The 18,472-nt window shown below is 36.0% G+C and carries 20 protein-coding genes; 7 read left to right on the forward strand and 13 right to left on the reverse strand.

What is annotated here, in order from left to right; translation table 11 throughout:
- Positions 1-53: 53 nt before the first annotated feature.
- Complete coding sequence (locus ACMAYX_RS04610; protein ID WP_103216690.1) at positions 54-395, reverse strand: hypothetical protein; 342 nt, start codon at positions 393-395, stop codon at positions 54-56.
- A gap of 69 nt (positions 396-464) precedes the next feature.
- Positions 465-1,370, reverse strand: a complete 906-nt coding sequence (locus ACMAYX_RS04615) for a MerR family transcriptional regulator (protein ID WP_412469762.1) — start codon at positions 1,368-1,370, stop codon at positions 465-467.
- Between the two features lie 82 nt (positions 1,371-1,452).
- Between ACMAYX_RS04615 and ACMAYX_RS04620 the strand changes: the two genes are divergently transcribed.
- Genes ACMAYX_RS04620 through ACMAYX_RS04635 form a run of 4 tightly spaced genes read left to right on the forward strand, consistent with a single transcriptional unit; the run spans position 1,453 to position 5,677 of the window.
- Positions 1,453-2,838 (forward strand): TIGR01777 family oxidoreductase, encoded by a 1,386-nt coding sequence (locus ACMAYX_RS04620; RefSeq protein WP_412471597.1) that lies wholly within the window; start codon positions 1,453-1,455, stop codon positions 2,836-2,838.
- Positions 2,839-2,856: 18 nt separating this feature from the next.
- The gene (locus tag ACMAYX_RS04625) at positions 2,857-3,390 is read left to right on the forward strand and encodes a lipocalin family protein (protein WP_103216687.1); all 534 of its coding nucleotides are present in this window, start codon (positions 2,857-2,859) and stop codon (positions 3,388-3,390) included.
- 21 nt (positions 3,391-3,411) lie between these two features.
- Positions 3,412-4,368, forward strand: coding sequence for a YbgA family protein (locus ACMAYX_RS04630; protein ID WP_392991283.1), 957 nt, complete (start codon positions 3,412-3,414; stop codon positions 4,366-4,368).
- 1 nt (position 4,369) lies between these two features.
- Positions 4,370-5,677, forward strand: a complete 1,308-nt coding sequence (locus ACMAYX_RS04635; RefSeq protein ID WP_412471598.1) for a cryptochrome/photolyase family protein — start codon at positions 4,370-4,372, stop codon at positions 5,675-5,677.
- Positions 5,678-5,684: 7 nt separating this feature from the next.
- Here ACMAYX_RS04635 and ACMAYX_RS04640 read toward each other — a convergent pair whose 3' ends face one another.
- From ACMAYX_RS04640 to ACMAYX_RS04670, 7 genes are all read right to left on the reverse strand, one after another.
- On the reverse strand, positions 5,685-6,089 hold the full coding sequence (locus ACMAYX_RS04640) for a hypothetical protein (RefSeq protein ID WP_412462826.1): 405 nt from the start codon (positions 6,087-6,089) through the stop codon (positions 5,685-5,687).
- A gap of 86 nt (positions 6,090-6,175) precedes the next feature.
- Positions 6,176-7,570 carry a sensor histidine kinase gene (locus ACMAYX_RS04645; RefSeq protein ID WP_412471599.1) on the reverse strand — a complete coding sequence of 465 codons (1,395 nt, stop codon included), beginning with the start codon at positions 7,568-7,570 and terminating at the stop codon, positions 6,176-6,178.
- A 61-nt stretch (positions 7,571-7,631) separates the two neighbouring features.
- Positions 7,632-9,152, reverse strand: coding sequence for a S8 family serine peptidase (locus ACMAYX_RS04650; protein WP_412471600.1), 1,521 nt, complete (start codon positions 9,150-9,152; stop codon positions 7,632-7,634).
- A gap of 79 nt (positions 9,153-9,231) precedes the next feature.
- Positions 9,232-9,684, reverse strand: coding sequence for a hypothetical protein (locus ACMAYX_RS04655; RefSeq protein ID WP_412469768.1), 453 nt, complete (start codon positions 9,682-9,684; stop codon positions 9,232-9,234).
- 90 nt (positions 9,685-9,774) lie between these two features.
- Positions 9,775-11,178 (reverse strand): sensor histidine kinase, encoded by a 1,404-nt coding sequence (locus tag ACMAYX_RS04660; RefSeq protein ID WP_412470805.1) that lies wholly within the window; start codon positions 11,176-11,178, stop codon positions 9,775-9,777.
- A gap of 190 nt (positions 11,179-11,368) precedes the next feature.
- A complete protein-coding gene (locus ACMAYX_RS04665) occupies positions 11,369-11,971 on the reverse strand; it encodes a DUF899 family protein (protein ID WP_392991273.1) in 603 nt (200 codons plus the stop codon).
- 78 nt (positions 11,972-12,049) lie between these two features.
- Complete coding sequence (locus ACMAYX_RS04670; RefSeq protein ID WP_103216677.1) at positions 12,050-12,886, reverse strand: LysR family transcriptional regulator; 837 nt, start codon at positions 12,884-12,886, stop codon at positions 12,050-12,052.
- Positions 12,887-12,987: 101 nt separating this feature from the next.
- On the opposite strand from ACMAYX_RS04670, the gene ACMAYX_RS04675 reads away from it, so the two are divergent.
- Positions 12,988-13,761: a hypothetical protein gene (locus ACMAYX_RS04675; RefSeq protein WP_412470806.1), complete on the forward strand. Its 774-nt coding sequence runs from the start codon at positions 12,988-12,990 to the stop codon at positions 13,759-13,761.
- A gap of 36 nt (positions 13,762-13,797) precedes the next feature.
- On the opposite strand, the gene ACMAYX_RS04680 is transcribed toward ACMAYX_RS04675, so the two are convergent.
- Entirely contained in the window at positions 13,798-14,124 is a 327-nt protein-coding gene (locus tag ACMAYX_RS04680) for a hypothetical protein (protein WP_103216675.1), read from the reverse strand.
- A 184-nt stretch (positions 14,125-14,308) separates the two neighbouring features.
- Here ACMAYX_RS04680 and ACMAYX_RS04685 point away from each other — a divergent pair, with 184 nt between their 5' ends.
- Positions 14,309-15,463, forward strand: a complete 1,155-nt coding sequence (locus tag ACMAYX_RS04685) for a phosphatase PAP2 family protein (RefSeq protein WP_412462831.1) — start codon at positions 14,309-14,311, stop codon at positions 15,461-15,463.
- Between the two features lie 99 nt (positions 15,464-15,562).
- Positions 15,563-16,510, forward strand: a complete 948-nt coding sequence (locus tag ACMAYX_RS04690) for a hypothetical protein (RefSeq protein WP_412471601.1) — start codon at positions 15,563-15,565, stop codon at positions 16,508-16,510.
- Here ACMAYX_RS04690 and ACMAYX_RS04695 read toward each other — a convergent pair.
- The 3 genes from ACMAYX_RS04695 to ACMAYX_RS04705 all read right to left on the reverse strand — a co-directional run bounded on the left by ACMAYX_RS04695 (position 16,507) and on the right by ACMAYX_RS04705 (position 18,344).
- A complete protein-coding gene (locus tag ACMAYX_RS04695) occupies positions 16,507-17,073 on the reverse strand; it encodes a GNAT family N-acetyltransferase (RefSeq protein WP_412471602.1) in 567 nt (188 codons plus the stop codon). The two genes, ACMAYX_RS04690 and ACMAYX_RS04695, sit on opposite strands and share 4 nt — an antisense overlap.
- A 93-nt stretch (positions 17,074-17,166) precedes the next feature.
- A complete protein-coding gene (locus ACMAYX_RS04700) occupies positions 17,167-17,760 on the reverse strand; it encodes an OmpW/AlkL family protein (protein WP_412462833.1) in 594 nt (197 codons plus the stop codon).
- Positions 17,761-17,888: 128 nt separating this feature from the next.
- A complete protein-coding gene (locus ACMAYX_RS04705; RefSeq protein WP_021266502.1) occupies positions 17,889-18,344 on the reverse strand; it encodes a hypothetical protein in 456 nt (151 codons plus the stop codon).
- Between the last annotated feature and the right edge of the window lie 128 nt (positions 18,345-18,472).

Below are 18,472 nucleotides of genomic sequence, written 5' to 3' on the forward strand. Positions count from 1 at the left end.
CAAAAAAGGCCCACAATCGTGGGCCTTAAATATATGAAAATATATAGTCTAGATTACCAAGTATTGTAACAACGCTGACGACTTAACTTCTTTTGAGTTTGGTTATAGTAGATAGTACAGCTATGGTATTCATAGTGTAGCATTAACTTAACATGGTGATCCTCTTCCTCACCTACTGGCCAGAAATTAGGTGCATGACTAACCTCTAGATCCCATAGACGATCAGCTGTACAAAAAGCTTCTACAGAATCGTAATTTAAAAGATCAGCAGTGAATTGAATTGCTTCAACCTTAACAGCATCATTTTCAAATCTTAGACATTCATTTGATCCATTAATTGCGAATACTTGTGTGCTAATAAATAGCGCCACTAGCATCATAAGTGCGTTTTTCATAATTCCCCCTTATAAAAGTGAGGAAGTTTTACCTATCAAACAATAATATGACAAAACATATTGCGTTAATTAGGCCACTTTTGCGAGGAAAGTATTATCAAAAGTCTCGAAATCACCAATAATCTCGACAAGCTGAATATTTTTGAATTCAGGAAGCTCTATTGGATAGCCTCCACCAATAACGACTTCAATCTGACGCTCAAGTCTGTCGTCAATTTTTTGAAGATATGGAATAATACTCTTAAAGTAATCCCAGCTATCAGATGAAACAGCACCTAGGATGAGCCCCTTGCAGTTTAGGGCATTGATTGCTTCAGCAAGACACTCTGCTGGATTTGCGGCACCTAGATAGTAAGTTCCAACCCTTCTTGTTCGACATAGAATATCTGCAATCATAATTGAAAGCTCATGCAAATTTCCTTCCGGAGTTGCAAGAACATAACGTCCATTTAGATCATTATTAGGAAGACGTATCTGGCTCATTTGATCGCGTATAATCGTCGAAATAATATGTTCTTGAGTAACACTGTAACTTCCTTCAAAGACAAGTCTTCCAATTTTTTGCATAACTGGTAGAACTACTGAGAAGATAAAGTCTTGGGCACTAAGACTTAACCTTAGAAACTCTATTTCATTTCTCACACTTTCAATTTTGTATATAGCTAATGCTGAAAAGAGCTTATCAATTGATTGAGCAACCTTATCTTCTTCAGAGAGACTTGATTCACTAATAGCAATACTAAGTTCTTTAAGCTCGTCTAAAGACAGCCTCGCTACTTTGGAGATGGTTTGCCCAGACTTAATGAGTGAAGCAATCATCTTGGCGCGGGCCAAGTCTTCTGGGCCATACAAACGTTGACCGCCCTCATCGCGAATTGGGCTAAAAGCATTGTATCTCTTCTCCCACATGCGAATTGTGTGAGGCTGAACATTACAAATACCTGATATTATTCGAATTGCTACATTTTGCTTCATTTTTAACCTCAATATCTCACAATTAGGTGTTTAACTGTTGTATATTATATTATATATACAAGACCTATACAAGGAGTAATTAATGGGAATTATAATTACTGGTGCAACAGGGCTTATCGGCCGTGAATTAATTCATGAATTGGCCATTCATGGCCATGAAGATATTCGAGTACTGAGTCGAAATCCTGAGAAGGCACAGGCTTCTTTTAATATTCCAATCAAATGCTTTTACTGGGATCCACAAAAAGGTGAAGTCGATAAAGACGCATTTAATTCTGTAGATACTATCATTCATCTTGCTGGTGAAAATATTGGTGCAAGAAGATGGTCTAAAAAACAGAAAGAAGAAATCGTAAACTCTCGAGTGTTATCAACTCGACTACTCGTCAACACTATAAACGAAAATAAAACTTCGATTAAAAAATTTATTAGCGCAAGTGCGATAGGAATCTATGGCAATCGAAGTGGAGATCAAGTCTTAGATGAGCAAGCAAGCTTTGGAAGTGACTTTCTCGCTAAGACTTGTATTGCATGGGAAAAAGAAACAGAGAGACTCATTGATAAGGATATCTTGGTTAATCATGTAAGAACAGGGATAGTGCTCGCAAGTAATGGCGGTGCTCTTGAAAAGATGCTCATCCCATTTAAGCTAGGAGTCGCAGGAAAGCTTGGTAGTGGAAAACAGATGATGAGCTGGATTCATCTTGCAGATATGGTGGCCATCTATCGCTTTCTTGTTGAAAGTGATTTCGAAGAAAGTGCATTTAATGCGGTTGCTCCAAAAGCCTATTCAAATTCTAATTTTACAAGAGTAATGGGAAAAGTTTTAAAACGACCAACAATCCTTCCTGCTCCAGGTTTTGCTTTAAAGATAGCACTTGGAGAAATGTCGACATTAGTGTTAGACGGACAAAACGTTTACCCAAAGAATCTCTTAGATAAAGGCTATTCATTCAAATTTGAAAATCTGGAAGATGCTCTACATAATCTGGTGGGTTTAGAAAAAGAATTTAAACAAGTTCAATGGGTAGAAAGGCCACTAGATGAAGTTTTCGGCTTCTTTAGTGACGAGAAAAATCTTGAAACAATAACGCCTGATTCTTTAAGTTTTAAAGTCCTAGGAAAAAGTACTCCACAAATAGAAGCAGGAACAATTATTGATTATCAACTAAGTCTTTATGGCCTGCCATTTAAGTGGAAAACAGAAATATCAAGTTATGATCAAAATAATGAATTTACTGATACTCAGTTAAAAGGCCCTTATAAAAAATGGGTTCATACCCATGGATTTAAGGTGTACGCAAACGGTACTTTAATGACAGATAATGTTTCCTACATGGTTCCCATGGGACAACTAGGTAGTATGGTCGCAGGTGCCTTTGTCAAAAAAGATATTAATAAAATTTTTAACTATCGTAGCCAAAAATTATACAAAATTTTTGGTGAGACTAATAACCATGCTGAATAAAATTTAAGAGGAGAAGAAATGAAGAAGCTCATGTTACTTATTGCCATTTTATCAAGTTCACTAACTTTCTCTGGATCGTCACTTCCACTAGATACTGTCGATTATGTTGATCTACAAAGCTATCTTGGTAAGTGGTATGAAATTGCTCGCTTTGAACAGAGTTTTCAAAAAGGCTGTGCTGCAGTTACAGCAAATTACAGTCTACGTTCTGATGGTGATATCGAAGTTTTAAATACGTGTCGCCAAGGTTCACCAACAGGAGAATTAAAAACTGCCAAGGCCCGTGCTTGGGTTGTTGATAAAGAAACTAATGCTAAGTTAAAGGTACAATTCTTTCTACGTGGAATTAAGCTGCCAATCTTTGCAGGAAATTATTGGATCTTAGATCTAGGCGAAAATTACGAATACGCTATGGTTGGAGATAGTTCAAGAAAGTATCTGTGGATTCTTTCAAGAACAAAAGAACTTGATGAGAAGATCTACCTTGAGCTTATTGCCAAGGCGAAAGACCTTCACTTTGATGTTTCTAAACTAATTAAAACAAAGCACTAATTGCTAAACAAGGAGACCCCAATGTCTTTGCGTCCTAAAATTGCCATAAGCTCTTGTCTGCTCGGTGAGAATATTCGCTATAATGGTGGTCATTGTCGTGAAGACTGGGTCTACTCTGAACTATCAAAATTTGTAGACTTTGTACCAGTATGCCCTGAGTTTGAAATGGGTCTAGGAGTTCCACGAGAAGAAGTACATTTGTTCAAAGTTGATAAACAATCTAATGAAGTACGCTTAAGATCAAAGTTTACTAAAAAAGACCTTACGGAAGAAGCAAATCAGGTTTATCAAAATATTCATGCACGTATAGCTAACGAGGAAATAAATGGTCATATTTTTACAAGAAAGTCCCCTACTTGTGGAACTGACAACGTAAAAACAATTACCCTAAGTGATGAAAACTACGTTACGAAATCAACAGGACTATATGCTCAATATATTATGGATACGATGCCAACTCTCCCATTTATTGACAGTGGTAGAATTAAAAATCTGGAGCTACGAGAAAACTTTGTAAAAAAAATATTCTCTCATTTAAGATTTCAACAACTCGATGGATCGATAAGAGAGCTACAACTATTTCATCAAATGTATAAGTACTCTATTATGGAACATAATCAGAACAACTTAAGACTCCTAGGTGGAATAGCTGCCAATCATGAAAAACTTGAAGTTAGTGAAGTCTATTCAAAATACTTTAAGCTCTTCATGGAAACACTCGATATTCTCCCTACAAGAAAGAATCGACTAAATGCGTGTTTTCATGTTTTTGGCTATTTCAAGAAAGATCTCACAGCGCATGAGAAAGATATTCTCATAAAAATGATGGAAGACTATAAGAATGGAATATCTAACTATTTAACAGTTAATTCCTTTTTGAACATACTAACGAATACACACAAGAAAACTTACCTTCAAGATCAATACATTTTTGGGCCTTATCCAAAAGACTTGAAGCTTCTAAAAAATATTGCATAGAATGAGAAAGAAAGAAGAAGTTAATATATTTTGGTTTAGAAGAGACTTAAGACTTAGAGACAATCGTGGTTTACTCTATGCCCTTCAGTCTAATAAACCAGTTATACCGATCTTTATCTTTGATAAAAATATTCTTTCCAAGTTAAAAGATGAAGATGACCTAAGAGTAAGCTTCATTCACGATGCAATTCAACAACTCAAGGAAGAACTAATTGAACTAGGAAGTGATCTTCTTGTATATCACTCAACTCCAGGAGAAGCATACAAAGATTTATGTGAAACCTATACTATTGAGGAAGTTTTTACAAATGAGGACTATGAGCCTTATGCGATAAAAAGAGATAACAAAGTTGAGAAGATTCTAAAAAGTGAAGATATAAAATTCTCACGCTACAAAGACCACTGTATCTTTGCAAAAAATGATATTTTAAAAGAAGATGGTAAACCTTATGTTGTCTACACACCTTTTAAAAATAAGTGGCTTAGTACACTTGCACCAAAAGATATTGCAACAATTGAGACTCATAAATTCTTTAATAACTTTCACAAGTTTAAAGCGAAAGGCTTTCCAAGTTTAAATGAGCTAGGTTTTACTTACAATGAGAAGGCCAAGGATCAAGTGAAGACGATTAAAGGTAAGATCATCGATAGCTACGATCAAAACCGTGATATCCCAGCACTAGATGCAACCTCAAAGCTTGGTATACATCTACGCTTTGGAACAGTCTCTCCTCGAAAGTGTGCCCAAGTGGGCTTTAAGAGAAATCAAGTCTGGCTTAGTGAGCTAATTTGGCGAGAATTTTTCATTCAAATCATGTATCACTTCCCTCACGTGGTCGATGGACCATTTAGAGAAAAGTACGGCCAGATTAAGTGGAATAATGACAAGAGTCTATTTAAAAAATGGTGTGAAGGAAAAACCGGTTATCCAATCGTTGATGCAGGAATGAGAGAGCTTAATGAGACAGGCCACATGCATAATCGCGTGCGAATGATTGCAGCCTCTTTTCTCGTGAAAGACCTTCTCATTGACTGGCGTTGGGGGGAGGAGTACTTTGCACGTAAATTGAATGACTTTGAGCTGGCCTCTAATAATGGTAATTGGCAATGGGTTGCTGGAACAGGGTGTGATGCCGCTCCATATTTTAGAATTTTTAATCCCTATACACAGCAAAAGAAATTTGATCCTGACTTTAAATATATAAAGAAATGGGTACCCGAGTACGGAACTTCAGAGTACCCTAATGAAATTATTGATCACAAAATTGCTTATCATGAAACACTAAAAGCCTATAAGGCCTGTGAGTAAGAAACAATTAAATTGTTACACAATCAGTAATTGAACGCACTACTTTAAAATCTGAACCATAATCATCACTTAGATTATATTCAACAGTGATTTCATCATTTGAGTATTCGTCTGTCGCGAAATCTTCTTCACAGCTAAGAATCTCAATACGATCGTGTGCCCCTTGATAATAGCGCCCATTCATATCCTGTGCTGCTTGATGAATTTGACTGCATACTTGTGATGCATCACCCACAAAACAAAATTGACGTGCTCTAACAGCATCACTAACTTCATAATTAAAACTTGAATCACTAAAACCAATGATAGCACCAAGCTTTGAATCCGAAGTGATGATAAATGTTGAATTTGAAGAATGTGCAAACGCACTGACTGCACTCATCATAATGAGTGACTTAAAAATTGTTTTCATATTGAGCTCCCTAATACTAAATATGTTTTCCAACTTCTAGCATGATGATCTCAATAAATAAAACACTAATAGAATCTTAACGAAATCTAAAAATTAATGACAAAGGTAGTGTTTTCACTATCATTATCGATAAATAACTTATATCCCGAGCGCTCAATAATCTGCTTAGTAATTGCAAGGCCGACTCCATGTCCGTTTCCGCACTTCTTCTTCGACCGTCCTAACTCAAAGATACCTTCTTGAACTTTGGCCGGTATCCCCTTTCCACTATCGATAACTTTAACAAAGCGCTCAGTTGAAGATGCTACGACCTTGATCCATGGTGAATCCGTAGTTTTAATCTCATCTAAAGAGTTTTTAATGAGATTAACCAAGCAAAGACTAAGTTCCGTTTCATTTCCCTCAATTGCAAAATCATCCATCTCTATTTCAACTCTAACACTATGACGTGCAATCTTATCACTAACTAGTTCAAGAGCATCTTGTGTTATTTGGGAAACAGAGATCTTTTCTTTCGATGATGAATAATTCTTTTTAAAAATATTCATATAAAGGTCAGTTACTTCAAGGATCTTTCCAATATGACGACGCAGCTTTTGCGTATAGGGAGAGAGTTCCTTATCTACCATTTTATCAAGTCTATCGTTAGTCGTACCTAAGACAAAGAGATGATTTCTTATGTCATGAGCAATACTTGCAGAAGCAAAACCAAATTGAGCAACTTTAGAGAGCTTAACCATATCTTTTTCAAGGTTGTACATTTTAGTAAAGGCCAAGTCTTGATAGTACATATTAAAGCGCATTGATTCAAAGACATAACCTAGGTAATAGATCGGCACTAGATATCCAATTGTTTCAGTACCAATTAATGTATCCCAACAAGATACAAATAAAGTAAGAAGAATACCTGCTTTAAAAAGATACTCCTTGCCCTTTCTCTTATTTAACTCACTCCAAATCACAACGGTCGTATAAAGAATTGTTATAATTCCAAAAAATCCGACAACAACAACTAAAACGCTTGGATATATAGTTAAGTTTAATGCTTGAGTAAAAAGAGTTGATGGAGGAGTTGTGCGAGGAATAAACATGAGGTCGATATCTGTTAGCAGGTAAAGGAAACCTCCTATAACTTGGAAAATAGAATGACCTATACAAAAAATCTTGGCCGGCTTTAATAACTTTATATCCTGACCAAGAAAGCCTTCAATTGCCTTTATATAACAATAGTAAGTGAAATATGCGAAGAACCAGTAAGTGAGTAGAAGAAAATTTGAAAGCTTAATATCTGAAACGTGAGTATTGACGGCAATTAGGATGGCGTATGAGCCTGCTCCCAAACACATTGCGATATGCCAGAAGACCTTACGACTAAGCAACTTTCTAGAGGTATAAACCCCTATAGAAGCTTGGTATAAGAAAAACGCAAATGCGAAGGTCGTTACATATCTAGTAAGTACCTTATATTCTTCGATGCTCATACGTTAAATATACTATATTTAAAATAATTAAAACACCTAAAAACATTCGAATTTATTAAAATTATCTCAAGCTAGTTGGTAAAGGTCTTATGACTCCAAATTTTGACTCAATTGAGTTCTTCTTAATACTCTGTTCCTTCATTAACTCAACGATTTCTAATGCACTCATATTAGGGTTTTGTTCCATAAGATGGGCCGCCATATTAAGGGCCATTGGCGAGGCCATCGATGTTCCCGAGTGACGTATTTTCATATCACCAAGAAGGGCCGCCTCAACTTTTGTTCCTGGAGCAAAAAAGTCAACAAAGCTAGAACTATAGTTTGAATAATCTGCCATTTCATAATTTTCATCATTTCGCCAATCACTATCTGTTGTAGCACCAATAGTCACAACATTAGGATAAGTATAGCAAGCTGGGTACATACAATCACGGCTTCCATTCAGAAAGCGCCCATCATTTCCAGCGGCCACAAAGAAGACAACCTCAGGATTGTTCAAGAATAGGTTTTGCATACTTCGATATGTTTTACGATCAACTAGCCCTAGTGACTGGTGCGGAAATGAAAAACTCATATTTACGAAATCAACTTCTGATTTCTGTAGCTTTGCTGAAATCATATCGAGATATTTCGACTCTCCAAAATCTCCAGCAAAGGCCAGAAGAGATGCCGACTTTAAACCACGTAATGCAATTGAAGAAACATGCGTTCCATGCGATGTAATTGGACCAGTTGTTCCCTTGGCCTTAATCGTTTCAAATGGGATTCCGTAAACTGCAGCTTTTTGAACAGAAGGAGCACCCGTTCGAGGTAAGAATCCTGAAAATGGATTCATAAACTTGATATCGCTATCACCATCAAAATGGACGCCCAAAATATTATCAATAAATCCATCACCATCATTATCTTCTTTATTAAAAGATTCATTTGAATTGATTAGGATATGATCTTGAATATCGACATGGTTATGATCAAAGCCAGAATCAATAACAGCAATTTTCACAGTGGCATCTTTAGGCCCACCATCAACCTCACCTACTTCATTTTGAATATAGTCACCGATTTTGACGTCATCATTATTGAAAACATCAAATCCGATAATACGATCAGCATCGTAGATAAACTTATATTTAAAATCTTCACCGTCTGTATTAATAACTTTTCTCTCGACAATAGTACCTTCAGATATAGTGTCAATACTTTCTAAAACATGGGTTCTCTTATTAAAACCATATTCTTTTAAAATAACTTCTTGATCATTTATCTTTTGTACTAATACCTTTGACTGTACATGGTTCCCCTGAGTATTAAATACTGTTTTAAAGAATAATGAATCACTTTGATAATCAAAGGTAATACTTGAAATCTGTTCTCCCTCGATTGTATAGAAGTTCTGCTTTACTAATCTATTATCTAAATAGAACTCTTGGGAAGAAAGGCCATTAGTCTTTTCAAAATATTTTGAAATACTTTTCTTAGTACCTTCAATACATGTTTTGACATTGCCATCAAGAGTACAAGTCTGCGCAGCAAAAATATTAGTGATAGAAACTAGGGAAATAAAAAAAGGGATTATTTTCATAATCCCTTTATATCTTAATTCTGAATTTTATATTTGTTCTTTGAAAAAATTATGTCCAAGATTAAACTTTAGACACTTCTTAGTTTAACTCACAAGTGTAGTTAATTTTATTTTTCTTGAATAGAAAACAACGGTAGCTAACATTAATTGATACAGAGTTTTCGTCAATTGAAATTGTCTCTTTATAGTTAGAAGCACCACCAAAATCACCACAAGCATCTCCACCTGGACGATTAGAGTTTGTTGAAACAAGAAGAGTATCTGCATCTGTTAATTCTGCACTATCAAGAAGTGCAACTGAAACAGGATTTGCATATAGTTCAGGAGTATCAAACTCAACTCTTACAGCATCACTATCCTTCTCAACAAGAACAGTACAATTTCCTCTTTCTTCACCATTCATGATTACCTTACCAGACTTACCGTCAAAGCTTTTTAGGTCAGATACAAAGTTATTAATATCAGAGTTTGCTGATACATTCGCTCCAAATGCTGAAAGTGCAATTAAGATTGCTAAAGAAATTGATTTCATATGATTCTCCTTATTTTTAATGTCTTATAGAGAACCTTATACCTAAGAAATAAAATTTAATCAGCTTAACATGTAATTTTAACCTACCTGTCAAAAATCAATCACAAATGTCGTATTTAGCTCATCGCAGTTTAAATCGAGCCTAAAACCGGCCCGTCCCAGTAATTCCTTAGTGATAGCAAGACCTATTCCATGCCCGCCAGCACTTCCCTTGGTCGTATAGCCGAGACTAAAAAGCTCCTCTTTACTCACAGTAATCACTCCATGCCCACAATCTATAATCGACAACTTACGGGTTTCTGCATCCGTCTTAATTTTGACCCAAGGAGCATCGTACTTCCCCTCTTGAGAGACCTCCTCAAGAGCATTTTTTAATATATTAACTAAGCAAATCGTTACCTCTGTTTGATTGCAGCATAAGTCAAAGTTTTCTATGGCCACATCTAATTTTACGCCGGCCTCTTTAAATTTTGCAGAAACTAGCTCTAAGGCTTCTTCAATGACAAATTTAATCGTCGTATCAGACTTAATATTATTAGTATTCTTCTTGAAGACATCCATATAGAGATTAGTGATTTCAGTTATCTTATCTGTATGTTTATCAATTGAAAGATACGTCTCTTCAGGGTTTGTTGATCGCCCCCTAATTAAGCGCTCAATAGATATTTTAATAATGAAAATATGATTCCTAATATCATGAGCAATACTTGCGGCAGCGAAGCCAAATTGTGCAATTTTAGAAAGTCTAATAACCTCTGTTTCTAGGTTATACATTTTTCGATAACTTAAATTACGGTAGTAAATATTAAATCTAACTGCTTCAAATGCGTTCCCAAAATAATACAGAGGTAGAATTGCTCCAGTTACTTCAAGTCCAAGAAGTGAATCATTTAATACGACTAAAAAACTTATTATAATTCCTAACCGTAAGAGGCGCTCCTTCTTCTTTAATCGATTTAATTCTAACCAGACCATTGTGCATGAATAAAAGACCACAAGGGCACCGATACCCCCAAGTGCCTTCCCTATCAAATTTGGAGAAACATTAAAATTCATTGTTCTAGCGAAGAGACTATCTTTTACATAATTATGCTTATCAAAGAGAAAGTTAAAATCAAAAGCAAGTGTAGTGAAGGAACAAATAAGCTGAGTAACAACGAAGAACAGACAAAATGTCTTAGCAAATGAAAGACCTTTAACTTTATGCCCGAAATAAATCTCAACCGTTCTTAGGTAACAATAGAATGATGAGTAGGCACATATCCAAAATACAATAAGAATAAAATCAGATAACTTCTGATTAATAAAATGCGTATTAAAAGCAAAAACAAAACAGTAGCATGCAGTTGAAATACACATGGCCGCTGGCCAAAGAATATTGCGATCACGTATCTGATAATAATTCGCAAGGCTAGCAAAGAACTGATAAACGAAGAATGAAAAAACAAAAGTCGTTAAATATCTTGTAAATGAAATATATAAGTCAAGCTCCACAAACGTTCCTCTAAGTAAATGACTTAGCGATTAGTATAATAGAGATTAAACTCCATTTAATTAGACCAACCAAATTATCTTGATATTCTCTAATTATATCAATCGGTTACCCTTTAAACCTCAATGAAGGTGAATGGCAAGAGTTGTATTCGAAAGATTTTCATATAGCCAAGAATTAAAGTCGAAACGACTAGATAAGATTCTCTCCTCCATCATCTAATTGCTCAGGACGACTCCAATAACTATACTGCGGCGTCCAGTCACTGGATGATACACCGGCCAAAGATAGAATATTCCACATAGAGCAAAATTCATCTCCAGGACCGAATGCCGCAGAATTTTTTCGATACACCTTAGTGCCAACTTTTTGGTAACAGACAATTCCAGGCATATTCTCCTCACCTGCAACGACGCTTTGATCCTTAATATATTCTCCTCCCCCATGAGATAACATATTAAAACGCCACCCTCTCTCATTTGCAAAACGACGTTGTACGTCTGGCCTGTCTTTTGATACCAAAACGAGTGAACACACGCTCTCAATATGAGAAACAAAACCGTTAATTCCATCTCCCCACAATGTACAATAACGGCATCCTTGTCCCATATTGTGTATTATAATGAGCTGATCCTTATCCCCAAAAAGATCATATAAATTCACTGCACCTGCAGTGCTTCGAAATGTATAATTTTTAACTTCTTGCGAGGCTTGATCTCTACGTAGAGCCGCAACCTTTTGAGTTAACTCAAAAAGCTCCTTTTCCGCATCTCTTAGTGCTGAAACATTTTCCATATAATCTCCAAATGAATGAATTTATATTCAAGTGCACACTAGAAGCTGTCAATTTAGGAAAGGTAAAGAATAGAAAAGCTATTTTAAACAATTGATTAATTCTTCAATAAGCCTTTTTGTATCTCTATTTTCAAGAAAGTTTTGTCGTACACAGATATATATTCCGTGACTACTGTCTTTCTTCTTATAAATTTTTAATCCACCAGAATTATTGAAACTTGATTCAGGTACGACACAAAAATGGCCACCAGCTTCACAAAGAGAAAGCATTGCCTTATGTGAGTTTACACAACCTATGATTTCAAATTTAGATCTCCAATTTTTACCTAAAGTTTTGTGTAAGAATTCTTCTGTATAAAGGTCTTCATTACGATATGTGACGAGCTTTCTTTTGCGCTTACCATCCTCTTTCTTAGGGCCAACGAGGTAGGTGCCGTCACGAAAAACTTCAAAAAAGCTCAAGCTCTTTTGAGCAGGAATAATATGAGTCATAATGATATCTAACTCTCCTGCTTGTAATTTATCGATAAGATTAATGGCCGAATCGAACTGGAGATCAAAGTGACCAATTCTTTCATTTTCATGTAAGTCATTTAGGGCCGATAAGAGATATTTTTCACCTGCCTCAAAGATACTCCCAACTTTCAGATCAATTTTCTGTTCTTTATTATGAATAGCGCCACTAATAGTATTAAAACTAGGCAGGACTTGATCAAGAAACGCCTGTCCTTTTAGAGTTAATGATGTTGTTTTGTTTGAGCGAACAAAAAGCTCATAACCTAATTCATCTTCTAGAAGTTTTATCTTTCTTGAGATCGCAGGCTGGGATGTATTTAGCTCCCTCGCTGTCTGAGAAAAATTTAAGTTCTGTCCTAGGTGGCAAAATACTTCTATATAGTTGAGATTAATATTCATAGCTTTTAGCTACCATACTAATCTGGTATACACAAAATACTTTTATATTATTTCAATATATAAATATTTCTTGTTATGAATGGCCAACAAGGAGAATTTGTATGAAAACTGTGTGTAAAAATCTTATTTCTATTTTTTGTATTACTCTTACTGCCAATACAACTTTGGCATCTCAAATTAATTACAATACATTTACGAAACTATTTTGTAGTGATGATGTTTCAGGTCACACTTATAGCGTATCACTTCTAGACTATAAGCCTAATACGACATATATCCTGGAAAATAGCGGTAACAGATCATACAATGGCCACAGTGCAGTTAGATCGATAGAAGACGGCGAAATGGTGATTTACTCAGAGGAATCAGATTTTGGAATCGCATATCCTATCAATGACTTAAGTGGTGCCTACTATTTCGATGGTGGCGACAGCCGTGCTATTGAGTGTAATTTCTTTGATGAAAGAAATGTAAAAAGAATGAAGCTACCAAAGAAGCTTAACTTTCTAAAAAGACATGGAAATGTCGATGCTTATATTACCGATCTAAAAGTTGGTGGCCTTGAAATTATCCAAGAAGTTTTTGAAAATAAGGTTGTAGATATGGGCGATTGGTATCCAGTAAAAGTCGATAAAGATCAACAGAAGAAAGTTCTTTATACCCTTGATAAACATATACCTGCATTTCGCAAGCTAGTCGATGATATCAACAATTCAGGTATTCAATTTGTAGGCCTTTTATTCGGAAGAGATTGGTATTACGCCAATGGTGAAATTGCTTTCATTCTAAGACATGAAAATAAACTATTTCTTGCTCATTTCGAATTTGATAGTGATATAAGATTTGGAGATAAAGATCTTGATTATATTTATTAGAAGCAAAAGGGAGCATGAAGCTCCCTTTTTATATTCTTAGTAACAATAAGCATTCTGAGTAAGTAGAACTTTCTTAGTATCTACTAAATAAACCATTTCCTGCTCACATTCTGTTTTTACAGGAACATAAATTTGCTCACCTTCATCGTAAAAAACATCTGTCGTTTCTTCAGTCCAAAGCACGTTAAAGAAAACCTCTTTATCTTCTGCACTACTATTTGAGTAGTAAACATAAGCTTTTGGTCCAAAATATGATTTTGCAGTTTCTTCTACTGCCTTCTTTGCCTTAGCAATAACAGAGTTAGAAACAGGTGATGCAACTGCAGATAGAGATAGCATTGCTACCAGTAATAATTTTTTCATCGAATTCTCCTCATAAGTTTTTGTCTAAATAGCAAGCTTTCTATTTAGTCGTCCATGAGTTTTCTAAGGTATGTAATTTATTCTTCTAAATATTTTAATAACTTACTAGTGTCTATTTTTTAGTCTGCCCTATGATTAATTACACTTATGAAGCTTTTTTTACAGTTTCAGCTATATTGGCCTCATGAAAAATATAAAGAAAATAATTACAAATGGTCTAATCCTATCAACTCTCGTATCGAGTGCTATGGCACAAGAGAATCTCTACTTCTGGGAACAGAAGTCATTCAATCCACTACAGGAGAACTGCGAGTGGCGTTATGAAGGCTGTGTCTCAGTAGACGAAAATCAAATTGATATGCGCTCTCAAGCAAAGCGAATGCTTGATGAAATCTACAGCTGTAAAAATACAATTCAAGGCTGTAGTGAAGAAGAGCAAAGAAATATCGATGAAATGGAAGGAATTAAAGGAAGAATTGGAAACGAAACTATTCGTGGCGGGATGAATCCTAAAGAGTTCTCTGAATTCCTAAGAAAATACGACCCTAGTGATAACAAGAAGGGCTACTTCATACCACTTGGTCTAAGTGACAAAGAAGCACTTATGTTAGCAGCATCAACTTCACTGGGCCTTGTAATGTTTGCATCAGATGAAGAAACGATGGACTTCATTCAAGACCACAAAAATGGATTTACTGAAAAGTTAGTATACCCAACAAATAACCACGAACGCCTGATCATGGGCGGAGCTGCCGCAGGTTCTTACTTTATGGGTGTAGTGCTTGAAGATGGAAAGTTAAAGAAAGCAGGACTTTATGTTGTAACGTCACAAATTGCGACACAAATTGTAACGGAGGGCTTTAAGAAAACTTTCGGTCGTCAAAGACCTAATAAAGACCTTGGTGCCTATGAATTTGGAACTGAAGGGAAATCATTCTTCTCTGGACACTCTTCAGGTGCATGGTCATTTGCGACAGTATTTGCAGAAATCTACAAAGATAATAAAGTTGTGCCATACCTTGCTTATGGTGTTGCGGCCCTAACATCTTACGGCCGTCTACACGATCGCAAGCACTGGCTATCAGATGTATTTGCAGGGGCCATCGCAGGTCATCTCATTACAAAGCTTGTTATCAGAATGCATGAAAGTGATGATAGCCAAGGTGGACTAATGGTTTTTCCAAGCTGGAATGCTGAATCAGGAACATTCATGGTTAATTTTGAATGGACTCCTAAGAGAAAAAATTCACAGGGTGAATTCAAATGTAAAAAGATGCCTGAAGGAAAAGAAAAAATCCGCGCATGTATCTATGAAGCTTACTTAAGATCACAAAACTAAAACTGAGGCCAGCATAGCTGGCCTTTATACGTATAAATTTTATCGAGTAACTATGATAAATTTTGATATCCCCCTATAATCAGGCAAATTGGAGATATTATGAAAAAGTTGAAATCCCTAGCTCTACTAGCTCTTATTGGAATTAGTGCACAAGCTCAAGCGGCCCGTATCTGGTCATCAATCCCTTTTGTAAGAGGAGCGGATCTGTGTGCTTATAAGCAAGCCTACTCACAAACTCGAACTGAGTATATGAGTGAGATGACTGGCCTTGCCTCAGAGCTTATGCAATCTGGAGCAAAAGGTAGTGAAGCGCTACAGATGCTTGTTACTTTCGATGCTTTATATGACAAGAACGTAAGACTAGCGACTCAACATAAGTATCTTGATGTAACTCTTGAAAATACACTAAAGGCTTACTTTGATGGTTACTACCGTGATTTTCCAGTAGTTGATAGAAAACTAGAATTCGTCCAAATGAATAATATTCGATATATTTTTAATTCAATCAACAATGGTCAAAGGCCTGGTTGGATTCCTGATAATGCTGGTGCACTTGTTGATTACATGGCCTATGGATCATACTCTTTTGCTCCAAACTGTCGCGGAAATATTCAAGTAACTCTTACTCTTGTAGGCTCAGATGGTTCTACTAAAAACTATCAAGGAATTGGGCAACCTTCTGTTGTGATGTCTCAAATTGCTTCACGTATGTTTGAAGATTTCCAAAGAACAAAATTCCCTTCTACTCTAAGAGTAAATGGTAGAAAACTGACAATCATTGGAACGCATAATGGCTCAATCGGAAGAGTAAACTCACTAAGACAAGCAGAACAAGCTTGTGACAATATGTATGCAAGACTTCCTAATGGATCAGAGCTTGAGGCCATTGATGCCTACGGAGACTGGAACGGAGGTATTTCTATCCACCAAAATATTTGGGCCCTACGTGGCGGAAAGGTTTATCATCCAGGACTAATGAATCCGTCACCAGTGCGTGATCCATGGTCAGTAAATGCCAAAGTTATGAATTACTACTGTATTCGCTAGAGCTTAAAAAGTTTTTTAATATCAGTGTCGGGTTTAATTTGCCCGGCACGATAATCCATAACTCTCTTTCTCTTCTCATTGAAATAGTGATGAAGATGAATGAGAACACCAAATTTATCATCTAGTTCCATTTTAGAAATAAGAAAGCCGGCCTTAAGCTTTGGGATAATAACGGCATTATTAGTAGCGCAGTGGCGAGAGTAGACCATCTGAAATCCTTCTGCTTCAAGGATTGCGAGAGTCTTATCAAGCATGGCACCGTACACACCGTGTCGTCGATACTCAGGAAGAACTGCAGAGTTACACATATAGTAAGTGGTACTATTTTCTTGAAATCCCCAACTCCAGCCGATGAAATTCTTATCTTTATCGAATGCCGCAAGACAAAGTTGATATGGACTCCCCATATTCTCTTTTAGTCTTTTGATATTAGTTAATTCTTCTTCTGAGAGAATATCCCAAAGAACATAACTATGGTCTTCTTCAAAGACTGCTTCTTTGTGTGCCTGATAATACTTATCAAATTCTTTGCCTTCTAAGATTCTAATTTCAAATTCCATCATAGAAAAATGATACAGGAAATATTAACGGGTGCAAATCATTTGAGAGAATTTAAAGAGGAGGCTACGCCACATAGCCTCCCCCATTTTAGAGTTTTAGAATCTAAAACCAATACCGATACCAACAAGGAGAGGATCGATATCAACTTCAGCCTTCACAACTCCAGATCCAGTATCAACTGTTGCATCTGTTTGTAAGTAAAGTTTTTTTACGTCAAAGTTTAGATACATATTTTGTGCAACCTTGATATCTGTACCAAGCTGTAATGCATATCCAAATGAATCATCGTACTTAGTTGAGGCCATGTCTCCAGGAACTTCTCCATAAAAGATTGTGTAGTTGATCCCTGCTCCTACATATGGTTTAAACATACCAAAATCCATATGGTACTGAGCAAGTAATGTTGGAGGTAGAAGAGAAACACTTCCAAGGCTTCCTGTTCCGTTAAGATTTACATCATGAGTTGCTGTTGCAAGAATTAATTCAACAGCAAAGTTTGGATGGAAGAAGTAAGAGAAATCGACTTCAGGTACTGATTCGTTATTAATTGCAATATTACCACCGATATTATCACTAACATCAGGGCTTACACCTAGCGCTCTAACACGCACCATCGCGTTTTCCTGCGCGAATGAAAAAGAATTGAACATTAAGAAAAATAGAATTGAAATGATTGATGTTTTTTTCACAAAAACTCCTTGTGTGTTTTTTTATATAAAAAAAATAACAAAAGAGTTTTTAATTTTTTATGAGACAGATCAGAGATAAAAATAAAAATAAAAAAAAGCCTACTTTTGTAGGCTTTCATTTTTAATTCTTAGTAGTGGAATCCCCACTGTTGCATGAATGCATGATCTGAATCATCAAACATTGGCCACCAGCCTTGAGAACCTAGTTGCTCACCTGTTTCATAATCGATCGTATGGTTGATCCAACCTGTTGGCTCTGGTCCAACAAAACGACGAAGAACAATTCTTCCATCAACAATATAATCTGAACGGTGATAAGTTACAGTGAAAACAGAACCGTCAGCCTTTCTTCTAAAGAAACGAATTACTTCACGATCTGTTAAATTATCACCAAGGTTCCACATAAGAGTTGTGTCACCAAAATCTTTGGCCTTATACCAATCACCTACTAGGTAATCGTGCTTCATTGTTGAAACCATCGAACGGAATTCTTGGTATTCAGTCATAAGTGTTTTTGCGTCTGGGTGGTTATAACCAAAAACTAGGCAAGGCAGCATTGCCAGCATTAGAATGATAGATTTCATTAACTTCTCCTTTAAATTGAACGAGTATTTTCGCAATAAAGATCATGGAATGGCAATAATTGGCAACTTAAGAAAGTTAAATTTATTTATTTTCACATACTTACAATGAGATAAATAGCAGTAATTCT

The sequence above is a fragment of the Halobacteriovorax sp. RT-2-3 genome (assembly GCF_047085075.1).
Lineage (GTDB): Bacteria > Bdellovibrionota > Bacteriovoracia > Bacteriovoracales > Bacteriovoracaceae > Halobacteriovorax_A.